General features: G+C 69.1%; 14 protein-coding genes. 7 read left to right on the top strand and 7 right to left on the bottom strand.

What is annotated here, in order from left to right; genetic code table 11:
* The first annotated feature begins 29 nt into the window (after positions 1-29).
* The 3 genes from rapZ to whiA are packed head-to-tail and all read left to right on the top strand — an operon-like array spanning position 30 to position 2,855.
* On the top strand, positions 30-887 hold the full coding sequence (gene rapZ, locus ACLJRM_RS07045) for an RNase adapter RapZ (RefSeq protein WP_101606758.1): 858 nt from the start codon (positions 30-32) through the stop codon (positions 885-887).
* Positions 874-1,875: a uridine diphosphate-N-acetylglucosamine-binding protein YvcK gene (locus ACLJRM_RS07040; RefSeq protein WP_101606759.1), complete on the top strand. Its 1,002-nt coding sequence runs from the start codon at positions 874-876 to the stop codon at positions 1,873-1,875. Before rapZ ends, ACLJRM_RS07040 begins: the two co-directional genes overlap by 14 nt.
* A complete protein-coding gene (whiA, locus tag ACLJRM_RS07035; RefSeq protein WP_061980674.1) occupies positions 1,866-2,855 on the top strand; it encodes a DNA-binding protein WhiA in 990 nt (329 codons plus the stop codon). The genes ACLJRM_RS07040 and whiA overlap by 10 nt, the downstream gene beginning before the upstream one ends.
* 75 nt (positions 2,856-2,930) lie before the next feature.
* Here the strand turns inward: whiA and ACLJRM_RS07030 are convergent, their stop codons facing one another.
* On the bottom strand, positions 2,931-5,858 hold the full coding sequence (locus ACLJRM_RS07030; RefSeq protein WP_410662602.1) for an FHA domain-containing protein: 2,928 nt from the start codon (positions 5,856-5,858) through the stop codon (positions 2,931-2,933).
* Positions 5,859-5,916: 58 nt separating this feature from the next.
* Between ACLJRM_RS07030 and ACLJRM_RS07025 the strand changes: the two genes are divergently transcribed.
* Complete coding sequence (locus ACLJRM_RS07025) at positions 5,917-6,825, top strand: hypothetical protein (RefSeq protein WP_410662601.1); 909 nt, start codon at positions 5,917-5,919, stop codon at positions 6,823-6,825.
* Here the strand turns inward: ACLJRM_RS07025 and ACLJRM_RS07020 are convergent.
* Entirely contained in the window at positions 6,822-7,691 is an 870-nt protein-coding gene (locus tag ACLJRM_RS07020) for a sterol desaturase family protein (RefSeq protein WP_101606762.1), read from the bottom strand. The two genes, ACLJRM_RS07025 and ACLJRM_RS07020, sit on opposite strands and share 4 nt — an antisense overlap.
* A gap of 90 nt (positions 7,692-7,781) precedes the next feature.
* On the opposite strand from ACLJRM_RS07020, the gene ACLJRM_RS07015 reads away from it, so the two are divergent.
* Positions 7,782-8,393 carry a TetR/AcrR family transcriptional regulator gene (locus ACLJRM_RS07015; RefSeq protein ID WP_410605708.1) on the top strand — a complete coding sequence of 204 codons (612 nt, stop codon included), beginning with the start codon at positions 7,782-7,784 and terminating at the stop codon, positions 8,391-8,393.
* Here the strand turns inward: ACLJRM_RS07015 and ACLJRM_RS07010 are convergent.
* The 5 genes from ACLJRM_RS07010 to ACLJRM_RS06990 form a co-directional block, all read right to left on the bottom strand.
* A complete protein-coding gene (locus ACLJRM_RS07010) occupies positions 8,368-8,877 on the bottom strand; it encodes an NUDIX domain-containing protein (protein ID WP_101606764.1) in 510 nt (169 codons plus the stop codon). The two genes, ACLJRM_RS07015 and ACLJRM_RS07010, sit on opposite strands and share 26 nt — an antisense overlap.
* A 64-nt stretch (positions 8,878-8,941) precedes the next feature.
* Positions 8,942-9,544, bottom strand: a complete 603-nt coding sequence (locus tag ACLJRM_RS07005) for an RICIN domain-containing protein (RefSeq protein WP_168214281.1) — start codon at positions 9,542-9,544, stop codon at positions 8,942-8,944.
* Between the two features lie 213 nt (positions 9,545-9,757).
* Positions 9,758-12,262, bottom strand: coding sequence for a PQQ-dependent sugar dehydrogenase (locus tag ACLJRM_RS07000; RefSeq protein WP_410662846.1), 2,505 nt, complete (start codon positions 12,260-12,262; stop codon positions 9,758-9,760).
* 342 nt (positions 12,263-12,604) lie between these two features.
* Entirely contained in the window at positions 12,605-13,042 is a 438-nt protein-coding gene (locus ACLJRM_RS06995; protein WP_101606766.1) for a PPOX class F420-dependent oxidoreductase, read from the bottom strand.
* A gap of 99 nt (positions 13,043-13,141) precedes the next feature.
* Positions 13,142-13,540, bottom strand: coding sequence for a hypothetical protein (locus tag ACLJRM_RS06990; RefSeq protein WP_410662600.1), 399 nt, complete (start codon positions 13,538-13,540; stop codon positions 13,142-13,144).
* Positions 13,541-13,693: 153 nt separating this feature from the next.
* On the opposite strand from ACLJRM_RS06990, the gene ACLJRM_RS06985 reads away from it, so the two are divergent.
* Together ACLJRM_RS06985 and ACLJRM_RS06980 are read left to right on the top strand one after the other, a co-directional pair.
* Positions 13,694-14,347 (top strand): peptidase inhibitor family I36 protein, encoded by a 654-nt coding sequence (locus tag ACLJRM_RS06985; RefSeq protein WP_410662599.1) that lies wholly within the window; start codon positions 13,694-13,696, stop codon positions 14,345-14,347.
* A gap of 79 nt (positions 14,348-14,426) precedes the next feature.
* Positions 14,427-15,881: a hypothetical protein gene (locus ACLJRM_RS06980; RefSeq protein ID WP_101613081.1), complete on the top strand. Its 1,455-nt coding sequence runs from the start codon at positions 14,427-14,429 to the stop codon at positions 15,879-15,881.
* The last annotated feature ends 11 nt before the right edge of the window (positions 15,882-15,892 follow it).

The following is a 15,892-nucleotide window of genomic DNA, read 5'->3' as shown; positions in this document are numbered from 1 at the left end:
GTGCGCAAGAAGAAGGCCGCGGTTCCGGAATGGAGGTCGCGGTCGTCTCAGGACTGTCCGGAGCAGGCCGCAGTACCGCCGCGAAATGCCTGGAGGACCTGGGCTGGTTCGTGGTGGACAACCTGCCGCCCGAGCTGATCGCCACCATGGTCGAGCTCGGCGCGCAGGCGCGGGGCGCGATCACCAAGGTCGCCGTGGTGATGGACGTGCGCTCGCGCGCGTTCACCGACGACCTGGCGTCGGTCATCAAGGATCTCGACGCCCGCGGGTACAAGCCGCGCGTGCTGTTCCTGCAGGCCACCGACGCGGTGCTGGTGCGCCGGTTCGAGGCCGTCCGCCGCGGGCACCCGATGCAGGGTGACGGCAGGCTCGCCGACGGCATCACCGCCGAGCGCACGCTGCTGGAGCCGCTGCGCGAAGAGGCCGACCTCGTGCTCGACACGTCGTCGCTTTCGGTGCACGACCTGCGCGCCAAGATCGAGGACGCCTTCGGGTCCGAGGCCAGCACGCAGACTCGCGTCACCGTGCTGTCCTTCGGCTACAAGTACGGCCTGCCGATGGACGCGGACCTGGTGATGGACGTCCGGTTCCTGCCGAACCCGTTCTGGATCCCGGAACTGCGCGACCACACCGGTCTCGAAGGCGAAGTCCGCAACTACGTGCTCAGCCAGGAAGGCGCGGACGAGTTCCTCGACCGCTACCACCAGCTGCTGCGCCTGATCGGCGCGGGCTACAAGCGCGAGGGCAAGCGCTACCTGACGCTGGCCGTCGGCTGCACCGGCGGAAAGCACCGCAGTGTCGCCATTTCCGAGGAACTCGCCCAGCGTCTGTCCAATGAGGACGGTATGGCCGTGAAGGTGGTGCACCGCGACCTTGGCCGCGAGTGAGCCGCGAGCGGTCGCACTGGGTGGCGGGCACGGCCTGCACGCCACCCTCACCGCGTTGCGCCGGGTGACCTCGCAGGTCACCGCCGTGGTCACCGTCGCGGACGACGGGGGCTCGTCGGGCAGACTGCGCCGGGAACTGGGGCTGCTGCCGCCGGGTGACCTGCGGCAGGCCTTCGCCGCGTTCGCCGCCGAAGATGGCGGAACCCTGTGGGCGGAGGTGTTCCAGCACCGCTTCGGCGGTGACGGCGCGCTCGCCGGGCACGCGGTCGGGAACCTGTTGCTGGCCGGATTGTTCGAGGTGCTCGGCGATCCGGTCGCCGCGCTCGACGAGGCGAGCAGGCTCATGGGCATCTCCGGCCGCGTTCTGCCGATGTCACCCGAACCGCTGGAAATCCAAGGCGAGGTTTCGGGTCTCGACGTCGAGAACCCCGAGGCGCTCCGGAGGATCCGCGGTCAGGTGGCGGTGGCGACCACGCCCGGTCAGGTGCACCGGATCAGCCTGCACCCGGCAGGACAGGCCGACCGGCCGCCGCGCGGATGCCCGGAGGCGATCGAAGCCGTGCTCGGCGCGGACGTGGTCTTCCTCGGCCCGGGGTCGTGGTTCACCAGTGTGCTGCCGCATCTGCTGGTGCCGGATCTGCACGACGCGCTGCTCCGGACGGATGCCACGAAGGTGGTCATCCTCAATCTGATCCCCCAACCGGGGGAGACGGCGGGATTCTCTCCGGAGAAGCATTTGGACGTACTCTTCGAACACGCCCCGCGATTGCGGGTGGACGCGGTCATCGCGGATCGGGACTCGGTGCCCTCACCAGCCCGGTTGCGGGACGCGGCCGGGAAACTCGGCGCGCGGGCGTTGCTGGGGGCGGTGGCTGACCCGGTCGTGACGGGGCGGCATGATCCTGATGCGCTCGCGAGCTGTATGCGGGACGCTCTCGGTCTCACCGGGGGAGGAGCTGAAGGTATGGAGGGGCAGCGATGGCGATGACCGCCGCCGTGAAGGACGAGCTGAGCCGGCTTGAGATCACCAAGATCGGCCCGCGCCGCGCGGAGGTCGCGTCGATGCTGCGATTCGCGGGCGGGCTGCACATCGTGGCCGGCCGCGTCGTGGTGGAGGCCGAACTCGACACCGGATCGGTGGCGAGGCGGCTGCGCAAGGAGATCCACGAACTGTACGGACACCAGTCCGACGTCCACGTCATCTCTTCCAGCGGGTTGCGCAAGGGCACGCGGTACGTCGTCCGGGTGGTCAAGGACGGTGAGGGCCTCGCCCGGCAAACCGGCCTGATCGATCAGCGCGGCCGTCCGGTGCGCGGACTGCCCGCCGCCGTCGTGTCCGGTGGCGTCGCCGACGCGGAGGCCGCCTGGCGTGGCGCGTTCCTGGCGCACGGTTCGCTCACCGAACCCGGCCGCTCGTCGTCACTCGAAGTCACCTGCCCCGGCCCCGAGGCCGCGCTGGCGCTCGTCGGCGCCGCCCGGCGGATGGGCATCCAGGCCAAGTCGCGCGAGGTCCGCGGCGCGGACCGCGTCGTCGTGCGCGACGGTGACGCCATCGGTGCCCTGCTGACCCGCCTCGGCGCCCACACGAGCGTGCTCGCGTGGGAAGAGCGGCGGATGCGCCGCGAGGTGCGCGCCACCGCGAACCGGCTCGCGAACTTCGACGACGCCAACCTGCGGCGCTCGGCCCGCGCGGCCGTCGCGGCGGCGGCCAGGGTCGAGCGGGCGCTGGACATCCTCGGCGAGTCCGCCCCGGATCACCTGCTCGCCGCGGGCAAACTGCGGCTGTCGAACCGGCAGGCGTCGCTCGAAGAGCTGGGCCAGCTGTCCGACCCGCAGATGACCAAGGACGCCGTCGCCGGCCGCATACGCCGCCTGCTGGCGATGGCCGACAAGAAGGCGAAGGAACAGGGCATCCCGGACACCGAATCCGCCGTGACCCCGGACATGCTGGAAGAAGACGAAGCCTGACCCACCCTCGCATTTAGTCCTCTAGTTGCGATAGATGCGTGTGCATCGACCGCAACTAGAGGACTAAATGCGGGCTCAAGGCTCTCGTGGGCGCCAGTGAGCGAGCTGTTCCCGGATTTTCTCCGTCGCCGGATGCCGTTCGCCCCGGACCTCGAGTGAGTCGTCGAGGAGCAACGCCCACTCCGAGAGCGCTTCGGTGATCTGACCGGCTTTGGCGCGAACCAGCGCCTGGCCGAATCGGAGGTCGAGGACGTCGGGATGCCGGTCGCCCAGCCGTTCCCGCGCTTCGGCCAGCAGCTGTCCGTACTCCAGCACCGCTTCAGGCGCGTCCTCGGTCAGTGCGCTCCAGAAGGCGATGTTGTGCCGGACGTGCATCACGATCACGTCATCGCCCAACGCGTTCTTCGCCCGTGGCAACAGCTCCCGGCTCAAGCGCAGAGCTTCCGCGCCATCGCCGGTCTTGCCGGTCGCCACGGCGAGGAGATGCCCGGCATGGATCGTCTCCCGGTGACTCGGGCCCAGCGCGCCTGTCGCGTCCTGGACCAAGGTCTCGAAAGTGGTGCGCGAATCCTCCGGGCGGCCTAGCTCGCCCAGCAGATGACCGACGTTGTTGCGGAGGCTCAGTACGTCTTCGTCGCCCGCGCCCATCGCTTCGACGGCGACAGGCAACAGGTCCTCGAACCGCGCGAGCGCCCCTGTCAGGTCACCCGCCTTGCCCGTCCAGGTCGCGTGCCGTGCCTTGCACCGCAAGGTGATCCGGTGCGTCTCCCCGAGTTCCCGTTCCGCCCGCCGAGCCCACGCCGCCCAGCTCTCCCGGTTCTCCACCGGGATCCCGGACACCCGCCGCTCCAGCGAGGTGAGCGCGTCCTCGTGCAGCCCGGCGAGCCACAGGAACTCGGCCTCGTTGGTGGCCGCATACGCCTGTTCCAACGTCGGCTCCTCGTCCCCGGCCGCCGGTTCCACGTCCGCGGTCGCGCCCGCCAGCCGGGCATGCAGACGGGGCGTCACGTCGGGCAGGGGACCGGTCCACAGGACGGTCTCGGCCGGCAGACCGGCCTGCGTGCGGCGGACCTCGGTGCCGAGACCGGCGAGGACGTCGCGGACGTGCACCGCCCTGGCCGGGCCGCCGCTCTCGGCGCTCGCCTTGGTCAGGATCGAGATCGGGATCGGGCCGCGGTCGGCCGCGAGGTACAGCAGGTCCAGCAGGACCGCCCGCTCCGGCCTGGGTGCGGGCAGCGAGCCGGTGTCCTCATCGGCCTCCGGCCACTGCTCCTCCTGGCCGACGCTGATGAAGGTGACCGTCGAGTCGCCGAGCCGGACCACGTCGCGGTGCGCCAGCTCGGCGTTCAGGACCCGCCGCTTGTTGACGAAGGTGCCGTTGGCGGAATCGAGGTCGGTCAGCCACGCGGTCGTGCCGTCCCAGCGGATTTCGCAGTGCATCCGGGAAACGCGCGAGTCGCCGAGGTGCAGTGTGGCGCGACGGCTGCGGCCGAGTGTCGTGAACCCGTAGGAGAGTTCGTGGTGGACGGGAGCCTTGCCGGGGACGTCGGCGATCAGCGTCGCGGGGGTGAGTCTCGGCGAAGTCGGCGAGTCGCCTCCCCGTTGGGCCGGGATCTCGCGTGCCGGTCTCGGTTCGGGCCGGTCCGACGGCCGGATCACCGGATGCGGGGCGGGCAAGGGGATCAGGCGGACCACGGTCGCGGCCGGAAGGTCCTCCGGGGTCCGCGTCGCCACCACCGTCTTGACCCACGGCAACTCCGGATCGGTGGACAGGCTCCGCAGGAGGCCGGTCAGGCGCGAGGCGACGTCGGGGTCGAGATCGTCCAGGCCGTCCACCGCGATCCGCACCGGGCTGGCGGTCCACTGTGGAGTGATCGTCTTCAGCGGGCCGAGGATCGCCAGATCGAAAGCGCTTGCGCCGCTCCGTGTGTTGTCATCGAGGGTGCTCAGGAACTTCTCACGGGATTCGGCGAACCACGGGACCGTGTGCTCGAGCTGGCGGGCCAGTTCCCGCGCGATCCGTTCCGCGGTCTGCCCGCGGGCGGCGAACAGGACGGCGTGCAGGAAGTCCGGCGGCACATAGGATCCGGCCACGGACGGCCGGGCGAGCGCGGCCAGCATGGCCGACTTCCCCGCACCGGCGCCCCCGGCGATCGTGACCAGGCGGGCTCCGGTGAGCAGATGCCCGACGGTCTCCCCGAGTTTCGGATTCTGCTGGTAGTCCGCGGTCAGCCGTTCGATGTCGGGCGCCGCGGGATTGCCCGCCAGCGGCGAACGGCGCCACGCGGGGGAGGAGTTGAGCGCGAGCCACAGTCCCTGATCGGCGCCGATCACCTCGCGGGTGCCGTCGAATCCGAGGTGGACGGCGGTCTGCGCCGGGCACAGGCCGGTGATGACCCGCTTGAGATCCGCGCAGCGGACGTGCTCGCCGAAACTCGTGTGCCCCGAGCGCAGCACGGTGACCAGCGAGCGGCTGAAGCAGCCGTTGGCCGCCACGCGATCGTCGGACGCGGTGAGCAGGTCGAACCGCCTGCCCGCTTCGCCGACGATCCGCAGCCATCGCCTGCCCGCCTGGATCGCGCCGATGCCCGCGTGACACGTGTCGAGGAGGATGACCAGGCCGTCGAGCGTGGAGTAACGGCCGAGCAGTTCCTTGATCCGCTGGGCGAACAGGAACGACTTCCGGCTGTCCACCGGCAGACTGGTTTCCTTGGTGAGGAAGTAGAAGTCGTCGTCGGCGTATTCGCCGTGCCCGACGAGCGACAGGAAAAGCGTCGCCTCGTCCTCCGACGCGCGTTCGAACGCCTCGACCAGTGCGTCGTCGAGTTCGACCATCGTCGGGTCGACGAGCAGGCCGCGGCCGTCCGCGAGCGCGGGGACACAACCGCCGATCCCGGGATCCCGCAACGCCGCCGAGACCTCGCGTCCGACGTCGGGGAGGAAGGAAAGAAGGTTCAGCGAATCGCATTGCGACGCGACGACCAACGATCTCCGCTCTCCCACGGAGATCACCTTGTCGCATCGGCGGTGCACCGGCAAGCACTTCGGCGATACTGGTCGCATGGCTCGGATCGTTCTGGTGCACGGCATCGCCCAGGAACAGAAGTCCGCGGACACCCTCGAGGCGGAATGGCTGCCGAGTCTCGCGGGCGGTGTCCGGCTCGCCGGCGACCCCGCGCTGGCCGACACCCTGTGGCGCGACGCCCGGCCCGGTGAGGCGCGGATGGCCTTCTACGGCGACCTTTTCCTCCGCGACGGTCAGCAGGGCGGCGATGACGAACTGACCGCCGAAGAGTGGTGGCTCGCCGAGGCCCTGGCGGGGGAATGGCTGCGGAATGCGGCGTTTTCGGCGTCCAGAGAGACGGATCGGGACAGGGCGAAGGCCGAACTGGCGCGACTGGGCGGAACCTCCGAGGAGTACCAAGGTGTGCGTGCGGCGGCGCGGCCGGTGCTGAACGCGCTGGTCCGGCTGCGGCCGTTCGCGAAGCTCGGGGTGGCGTTCGCCGAACGTGTCGTGGTGAAGGCGCTCAGGCAGGTGACGCTGTATCTCACCGACGAGACGATCCGGAAACGCGTGCAGGAACGGGTCGCCGAGCACCTCGGCCCGGAGACCGAGGCGATCATCGGGCATTCGCTCGGTTCCGTCGTCGCGTACGAGGCCGCCCATCTGCACGGCCGCCCGCTGCCGTTGCTGCTCACCCTGGGCTCGCCGCTCGGGCTGCGCACGGTGGTCTACGAGCGGACCCGCCCGCAGCCGCCGTCCGTCCCGCCCGGCGTCGCGCGCTGGGTGAACCTGGCCGACCGGGACGACCTCGTCGCCGCGCGTCCGGACCTCACGCCGCTGTTCCCTGGTGCCGACGGTGTCCTGGACAGCGGATACACCGTCGACAACGGGGCGAAACCGCACGAGGCGGCGTTCTATCTGGCGAAACGCCGGACCGGCGAAGTCCTTTCCGCGGCGCTGGCCTAGACGCTCACCGCCCTGGCCTCAGCGGGCTGCCAGCCCGGAGGGCCGAACACGTAGCCGAGTTTGTCCCGCCACGATCCGGCCGCGCGGACGTCACGCAGGATCGAGCCGTACTCGTGGAAGCCGACCTTGAGCAGGTTGTGGGACTCGACGTTCTTGGTCAGCCCGTAGGTCGGCCGCCTGCCCTCGGGGACGAAGCTGCCGAACATCCGGTCCCAGATGATCAGGATGCCGCCGTAGTTCGCGTCCAGGTATTCCTGGTCGCTGCCGTGGTGCACACGATGGTGTGAAGGAGTGTTGAACACGTACTCGAACCAGCGCGGCAGCTTCCGGATCTTCTCGGTGTGCACGAAGAACTGGTAGACGAGGTCGATCGACAGGCCGGTGAGGATCATCCACGGCGGGATGCCGGCGAGGGCCAGGATCGACCAGAACGGCAGCTGGAAGTACGGGGTCCACTTCTGCCGCAGCGCCGTCGAGAAGTTGTAGTGCTCACTCGAATGGTGCACCTGGTGGCCCGCCCACATGATCCGGACGCGGTGGCTCGCCCGGTGGTAGGCGTAGAAGACGATCTCCTGGCCCAGCAGCATCAAGACCCAGGTCCACCAGTCGTGCGGGCTGAACTTCACCGGCGCCAGTTCGTAGAGCGCGGCGAACACGAACAGCATCGCGATGCGGAAGACGCCGTTGATCACGACCGCCACCGCGCCCATGGACATGCTGGTCCGGGTGTCCTTGACGCTGTAGCCGATGACGTTGTCGTCGTGGCCCAGCACATGCAGTGCGAGGATCTCGATCGCGACGAACAGCAGGAACACCGGTGTCGCCATCAGCACCGGGTCACTCAGATGGGCCAGAAAATCCGCCACCGCACCGCACCCTCTTCCAGTCTCGCCGTCGAGATCTGACCTTCAGGTAACTTACCCTAGGGTCATTTACCTCAGGGTAAGATAACCGCCGTGACAGAAGCAAGGGCCGTCGGCACAAAGGGCATGCCCCGCGAAGAGCGGGAGACGCAGATCGTGCGCGCCGGTACGGAGGAGTTCGGCAAGAACGGGTACGCCGGGGCGTCGATGGTGGAGATCGCCCGCCGGGTCGGTGTCACGAAACCCTTGCTGTACCAGTACTTCGGCTCGAAGGACGGGCTGTATCTCGCCTGCCTGCACCGGGCTGGGGACAGGCTGACCGAAGGGGTCGCCGAGACGATGGCGGCGGAGGGGGAGCCACCGGAGCGGATGCCGCTCGCGGTGCTCTCGGCCATCTTCGAGACGTTCGACAACGACCGGTACGCGTGGAAGCTGCTCCGTGACCCGACGGTGCCGTCGACCGGGGAAATCGCCGGGGTCGCGGTCGACTACCGCTACCGGCTCGACGGGTTCGCCCTGATCGGCGCGGCCCAGCTGATGCGCTCGCGCGGGCTGGACGACGAACGCGACATCGAGGCGATCGCCCAGGTGTGGACGGGGGTGGTCGATTCGCTGATCAGCTGGTGGATCGAGCAGCCGGATCAGGACGCCGCGGCGATGACCGAGCGGTGTTCGCGGATCATGCGGAATCTGTTCGGCTGGTGAGCGCCGAAACCGCGGCCTCGCAGTCGGTGAAGGCGAGCGGCGGGCGGTCGGTCAGCGGGAACCAGGCGTACTCGGAGTTCTCTTCCGACAAGACAATTTCCGCGTCCGGCGGGAGTTCGCAGGTGAAGGCGAGCCCGATGGTCCGCCATCCGGTGTCGCCGTAGACCGACGGGTACGACCCGGCGAACCGGAGGTTCACGAGTTCGCAGCCGATTTCTTCGAGTCCTTCGCGGACCAGGTTCTGTTCGGCGCTCTCGGCGCCGGAGAGGAAGCCGCCGACGGTGTCCCAGCTGCCCTTTTCGGGCTCGTGTTCCCGGCGCAGTAACAGGATCCGGTCGCCGTCGAGGATGAGGCCGACCGTGGTCGGCAGCGGGTTGTCGTACTTGGTGAAGCCGCAGGCGGGGCATTCGGCGCGGGTCTCCTGGCCGTGCCCGGCGAGCCGCGTCCGCTCGCCGCAGCGAGGGCAGAACGTCCAGTCCTTCACCGGCCGAAGCCTAGCGGCCGGTGAAGGACCCGGACATCAGGAACTCACGGGTTCGGTGAACCGATCAGAACCACCACTGGTTCTTGGCACCCGCGACGTAGTCCCACAGCTGCACGACGCCGCCGTCACGGCCCGCCGTGCCGAGATCGGAGTCGAGGTAGCGGCCGCTGCGCACGTTCTGCAGGCGCAGGAAGCCCTCGGGGTTCTCGGTCACGGTGAACCACTGGTTCGAGCCGCCCGCCATGTAGTCCCAGAGCTGGATCTTGGTGCCGTTGCGGTTGATCGAGCCGAGGTCGGCGTCCAGGTAGCGTCCGTTGTGGACGTTCTGGAAGCGGTAGTGCCCCTCCGGGATCTGGGTGATGTACCACGCCTGGTTGGCCGGAATGGTGTTGTCCGGGTTGATGATGCAGGTCCAGAGCTGGATCTTGGTGCCGTTGCCGTTGATGGTGCCCAGATCCGCGTCCAGGCAGCGGCTCTCGTCGGAAGCCGGGCCGAGCAGGTACGCCTGCTGCTGCGCGCTGAAACCGGCACCGCGGACGTTCGCGGGACGCAGCGACAGCTGACCGAGATCGACGCGCTCGTCCGCCTGGGCGGCGGGCGCGCTGAACAGCGCCGAGAATCCGGCGAGGACGGTCATGGACACGAGGAATCGCTTCAGGTTACGCATTCTTCTCCCCAGTTCGCCGCAGGTGTCTCAACTGGGCCCCGACCAGGACAGCCTGCTTGACCATGATCCTGCCGGTCCGCTGACGCCGCGTCAACGAGGTTGTTTCCCACGAAAACGCCACCCCGCCGGGAAATCCCGGACGAGGTGGCGATTCCCTGCGTTGGTGGATACGGGCGGGGTGTCCGGCGCCGCTCCGGACACCCCGCCCGCGACTCAGGACGCGGCGTTGGAATTGCCGCGCAGTTTGACGTTGGCCGTCGAGGCGTTCTTGATCGCCGTCTCGATCTGCGCCATCGTCGAGGACGAGGTAAGGCCCGGCACCGTCGCCGTGTTCAGCGTGTAGAGCGTGAACGTGTAGGGATGGCTGGAGCCGCCGGGGCAGGGGCCGAAGTACTTCTGCGCGTTCGCCCCGCTGCCCATGGCCTTCTGCTTGGCGCCGTTCTGGTTCGGCACGGCGAAGCCCGAGCCCAGCCCTTCCGGGAGCGACGTGGCCGACGCCGGGACGTCCCAGATCGCCCAGTGCAGTTTGTTGCCGTTGCTGGCCACGTCGGCGAAGACGACGGCGTACCCCTTGGCGCCGGTGGTCCCGGCACCCCACGCCAGCGGCGGGGAGGTGTCCTGGCCCGCGGTGCCGTCGCCGGCGCAGGTGTACTTGGCCGGGATGGACGCGTTGTCGGCGAACGCGGAACTGGCCAGCTTGAACGCTCCCGGCTGCGAGGAACCGGGGAACTTCAACCGCACCACCACGTTGTCGATCCCGCTCGGCGTGCCGCCGTTCTTGTCCGCGTTGGTCGAGGTGACCCACAGGCCACCGTCCGGGGTCTTGGTGACCGAGCGGAGCCTGCCCCAGCGGCCGGAGAACAGCGACTGCACCGGGCCGACGCCGGTGCCCGCCGCGTTGATCTGGGTGGCGAAGAGCTGCTCGCTGGTGACGGCCGCGACGTAGACCCAGTCGTTGACGATCTCGATCCCGCTCGGCCCGCCGGAACTGGTCGGCCAGGTCTTCTTCGGCGCGACAGTGCCTCCGCAGGAGCCGTCGGTGCCTTCGCACTGGGGCCAGCCGAAGTTGCCGCCCTTCTGGATCAGGTTGAGCTCGTCCAGCTTGCCGTCGCCGAACTCCGAGGCCCACAGCTGGCCGCGGGAATCCCATGCGAGGCCCTGCGGGTTGCGGTGCCCGAAGCTCCAGACGTACCGGGCGTTGCCGCCGGTGGAGAAGAACGGGTTGTCGCCCGGCGCCGAACCGTCGGGGTTGACCCGCAGGATCTTCCCGTTGAGCGAACCCTTGTTCTGCGCGGTGTCCTTGTTCTGCCCGTCGCCCGCGGTGACGTAGAGCTTGCCGTCCGGGCCGAAGCGGATCCGTCCGCCGTTGTGGTAACGGTTCTTCGCGATCCCGGTGAGCACCGGCGTCGACGTCGAGGACAGCGTCCCGTTGTCGTAGGTCATCTTCACGATCCGGTTGTCACCGGAAGCCGTGTGGTAGAGGTAGATCGCGTGATCGGTGGCGTAGTTCGGCGAGATCGCGATGCCGAGCAGCCCGCCCTCGCCGTTGGTGCCGACAGCGCCGGGAACCTTGCCCACCGTGGTCTTCTGGCCCGACGGGGTGATCCGCAGGATCTCGAACCGGTCCCGTTCGGTCGCCAGCGCCGTACCGTCCGGCAGGAAGTCGACGGACCAGGCGAGGTCGGCCTTCGTGATGTCCTTGTCGTACTCGGGAATCCCGCCGCCCGCGTTCCCGCTCGTCTTCGCGGTCAGCGCGTTACTCGCGCCGGAGGCGTTGCCGTCGAGGTCACGCGCCTTCACCGTGAACGTGTACGACGTGTTCGCCGTCAGCCCGGTGATCGTCGCTTCGAGCGAAGGTGTCGTCGCGACCTTCGTCGTGCCCTGATAGACGTCGTAGCCCGCGATCGTGCCGCTGTTGTCGCTGGAAGCGTTCCACGCCAAGGAGACACTGTTCGCGGTCACCGACGTCGAGCGCAGGTTGCCCGGCGCGGTGGGCGGTGTGGTGTCCCCGCTGGACGGTGTCGTGAACTGCACGACATTGCTTTGCTGCGAAGGGTTCCCGGCCGCGTCGAAGGCGCCGACCGAGATGTCGTAGGCCGTGTTCGGCTGCAGGTTGTCGACGGTCGTGGTGAGCGTGTTCCCGTCGACGGTCTTGAGGACGTTGCCGCCGCGCATGACGTCGTAGCGGACCACGCCGACGTTGTCGGTCGCGGCTTCCCAGGTGAAGGTGGCGCTGCGGGCCTTGACGTCCTTGGCGGCCAGGTTCTTCGGCGGGGTCGGCGCTTCCGCGTCGAGCACTCCGCTCGCGGTGAGCTTGTCCGCGTTGGGCCCGCCGTTGGCGGTCGTCGAGGTGGTGCGGATCTTGTTGGCCCCGGCGGCCAGCGTGACGTCCTTGGTGACGGTTTTCCAGGTGGTCCACGCGCCGGTGCCGGGGAAGGAAAGCGTTCCGGAGGAGGTGCCGTTGACACTCAGCGAGACCGGCCTGTCGACCGTGGTTCCGTTGGCGTAGCGGAAAGTCAGCGTCTGGGTTCCGGCCTGCGCGGCGTTCACCGTGTACTCGACATAGCTGCCGGCGACATTGTCGAAGTTCACGAACCCGGTGCCGGAATAGCCCGCGTGGTTCGCTTCGACGGCGCCTTGGGAGATGGTCGCGAGTTCGGATTCGTGCTCGGTCGGTGCCGCGCCGGCGGGCAGAGCCGGCAGGACGGCGAAGGTCATCGCCGTCGCGGCGGCACACGTGAGAAGCGCGCGCCACGGTGGTCGGGGTGCCACTGGAGCCTCCATGCGTGAAGTCGGGTCGGGAGGGTGCAACGGCGGACCGGGCGGGCCCGGTGGGGAGTGGGAGTTTTAGTTAGGAAACTTTCCTATCTATGGTTCAGATCACACACCAGCGGGTGCTTCGTGTCAATAGTCGACGAAGACACTCACGGAACGTGATGCCCGGCGTCGCGGTCAGCGGGACGGCGACACCCTTTGAACGCGTTTAGTCCTCTGGATGCGGTAGTTGCGTCACGCAAGTACCGCATCCAGAGGACTGAACGCGGAGAAGAGAAGGTGGCGTCAGCCGGCGATGTCCGCCCGCGCGATCACCTTCACGATTTTGGCCCGTACCAAGGACTCTTCGGGCACCGCGTTGCGCTTGCCGTAGGCCTCGGCCTGGTCCTCGCCCATGTACCGGCCACCGAGCCTGGTCGCCCATTCGAGCATCTCGTCGTAGTCGTGGTGCAAGACCGCCTCGGCGGTGAACTGCACATACGAGTACGGCGGCTTCTGATCGTCGACGGCGAGCGAGAGCCGCGGGTCGCGCCGCAGCGCCTTCCCCTTGAGGGTGTCCGTGCCGGTGGTGAAGATCAGCTCGTCCCCGTCGGGTCCCTCGTTCAGCAGGAACCACACGGGCGTCACGATCGGCGCCCCGTTGGCGCGGACCAGGCCGAGCATGCCCGTGCGGGTGCCCCGGCTCGCGAAGTCCCACCATTCGTCCCGGCTCATTTCACGCATGGATCAGACGCTACCGGGGCGCGCGGTGGCGAGCAGCCCCGGTCACCCGGGGGTGGACGCTGCCCGGACCCCCGGTCGCCGGGCAGCGTCCCGGCCCGGCTACCGGCAGCTGAGCCGGGTGATCTTGACGACCTCGTCGTCGTGGATGCGATGCCAGGTGCCCGACCCGTACGCCGCCCCGCCGTCGTAGTCCTCACCGCCCCACCGGTTGACGATGGTGCGCAGATGCGCGGTGCAGCCCACCGGGATCCGGACGCCGTCGATGTCGGTGCGCGCGCCGGTCCGGCCGCCCGCGCTCAGCGGCGTGGTGTCGGTGTAGATCTGGCCGTTGAAGTTCTTGGACACCGTGACGACGCGCGGGGTGTCGTTGAAGACCCCGCCGCACCAGTTCACGACCGGGGTGCAGTTGCCCTCTTCCGACGCCGAAGCCGGCGTCCATCCCACGCCAGAGATGAGCAATGCGGCGGCCGCGGCCACCGGAACGAGTGAACGTTTCATGGTGAATTCCTCCCTGATCGGTTGTCCGACACCTCCACGACAGCAGCCGGGAAGGCCCTCTGAACAGGGAAAACGGTGTCGCGCCGTGTCCCGGTTTGTCCCGCGACACCGTGGCCGGATGCGTCAGACTGGTCGGTGGGGAGGGGGTGGACCATGTCCACATCGGGGAATGACGCCGTCGTCACGGCGAAGGACTTCGGCGCACGACTGCGCGAGGTGCGCGGAAAACTCACACAGGAATGCGTCGCCAAACGGTCGGTGCTCGGCCAGGACGCGCTGACCCGGCAACGGGTGTCCAACATCGAGAACGGCCTGCTGCCGACAGCCGGGCAGCTGCGTTGCTATCTGCGAGGGTGCGGGAAGCCGGAACTGTTCGAGGAGTTCGAACGGATCCGAAGCGAGGTGGCGGCGAGCCCGCCTGCCCGGCCATGGCGAAGACGCGCGATCCGGGTGGGCTCGGCGGTGGCCGCCGTGCTCGCCGCCGCGTCCGTCGTGCTCGTGCTGTCCACGGACCGCTCCAGCCCGGTTCCGGCGGCCGTCGTCGCTCCGGAGTGCGCGGAGGGCTTCCTCTGTTTCTGGCCGGAACCCGGCTACCGCGGGGCCAAGGTGCAGCTTCCGCCCGACTGGGCCGGGGACGGCCGCCAGTGCGTCCCGCTGCCCTTCCCCGCGAGGTCGATGGCGAACCGCAGCGCGGAACGGCACTGGGGCTACGCCGGGCGGGACTGCGCCGGTGGCGACCGCACGATTCTGCAGCATCGCGGGGGCACCGAGCCCTCGATCCTGATCCAGTCCTACATCCACACCTGAGCTCCGCCCGGTCACCCGAGCGGGGTCACGGGGGCGGCGACTAACCTGGCCTGCTGTGCGAGACGACGAGCTGACCGGGATGGGGCTGGCCGACGAGGGGCTGACCCGCCGCCTCAAGGCGCTGGCCTGCACCGCGCCCTTGCACGACCTCGACGCGCGCAAGGCGAAGCTGGACTGGGCGGACGCCACGATCTACCAGATGGCCGAGATCGCGCTGCACACGATCGACCAGGTCACCGTGTCGATGGACTTCGACACCGGCGCCGACCACGAACAGGTGATCGTGCGGCTCCTGCCGTTCGTCGCGCTCCAGGCGCCGGGCCGGACGCCGGACGAGCACGCCAAGGTCGCGCGCTGGGTGCTCGACAACCTGATCAACGTCGGCACCACCGATCGCGGGTTCCGCCGGGTCTACGGCTCGATCGGCCCGGGTGGCGGCTACCAGCGGCGGCAGTTCGACTTCAAGCTGCTCGTCGAGCTGGCCGCGCCCGACGGCGAGGTCTACCTGCGCGCCACCGACGAGGCGATCAACGTGCTCGTCGGCGCGCTGGACACCGATGTCGAATCCGCCCAGATCGCGGCCGAGGTCAAACTCGAGAACCTGATCAACCGCGGCCGCCTCGCCGACGCGAAGCTCGCCGCCGAACAGGCTCGCTACCGCACCGTCCAGTACGGCGAGACGCTGCGCGCGAAGCTCGACGCCACCCGGCGCGACGTGCGCGCGGTCGACTGGGAGCGCGAGGTCCCGGACCTGCTCGACCAGGCGTTGTCCCATATCGAGTCCCGCTTCCGCGCCGAGAACGCGATCCTCAAGAACATCACCGCGTCCCGCGACGAGACCGAGGACCTCGACCGCAAACGCCGAGCCGCCGAACTCGTCGACATCGTCGGCGACTGCATCCGCCGCCACACCAGGTTGCAGTCACGGCTCGCCGACGCCGGGGCGGTCTTCCGCGCCGAGCAGGACCGCCAGCAGTTCTCCGGGCCGCCGCAGCGCGCGACGATCGACCTGTTCGGCCAGCTTCTGATGCCGACGCTGGGCCTGCCGATCGCCGACGCCGTCGCGCCCGCCGAGTCGTTCTTCCACGCCGGGGCCGGGATCTCCCCGCCGACCGTGCCGTCGCTGTCCTCGCTGGTGTCGCTGCTGCTGCGGCCGGCACCGGAACGCGACCAGCTCGTCGGCGAGATCCCCGAACCCGAGCTGATGCCCGCCGACGTCACCGACAAGTTCGGCGACGAGCAGTGGCGCCTCGCCGACGACCTGCTCGACCTGCCCGAGGTGCCGCGAAGACTGTCCGGGCTGCTCGAAGAGGCGCGCCAGATCGATCCGAGGCTGCCCGCCCTGGTCGCGTTGCGGGCGGTGCACGCCTACAGTCCCGAGGTCGGCGCCGCGCTCCGGCTGGGGGAACGCCAGGTGTTGCTGGCCGTCGACGACGGAACTTTGCTCGAAGACCCCGAGTTCGGCGGAGCGGATCTGCTGCTTTCGTCGGCCAGGGTCGATCGTGAAGACCAGGAAGAGGAGGAGGTCGCGTGACGACGGGGTTT

The sequence above is a fragment of the Amycolatopsis sp. lyj-84 genome (genome assembly GCF_046549075.1).
In the GTDB taxonomy this organism is placed as follows: domain Bacteria; phylum Actinomycetota; class Actinomycetes; order Mycobacteriales; family Pseudonocardiaceae; genus Amycolatopsis.
The sequence above is the reverse complement of the archived record's forward strand: the minus strand, read 5'-3'. Positions and strand labels throughout refer to the sequence as shown.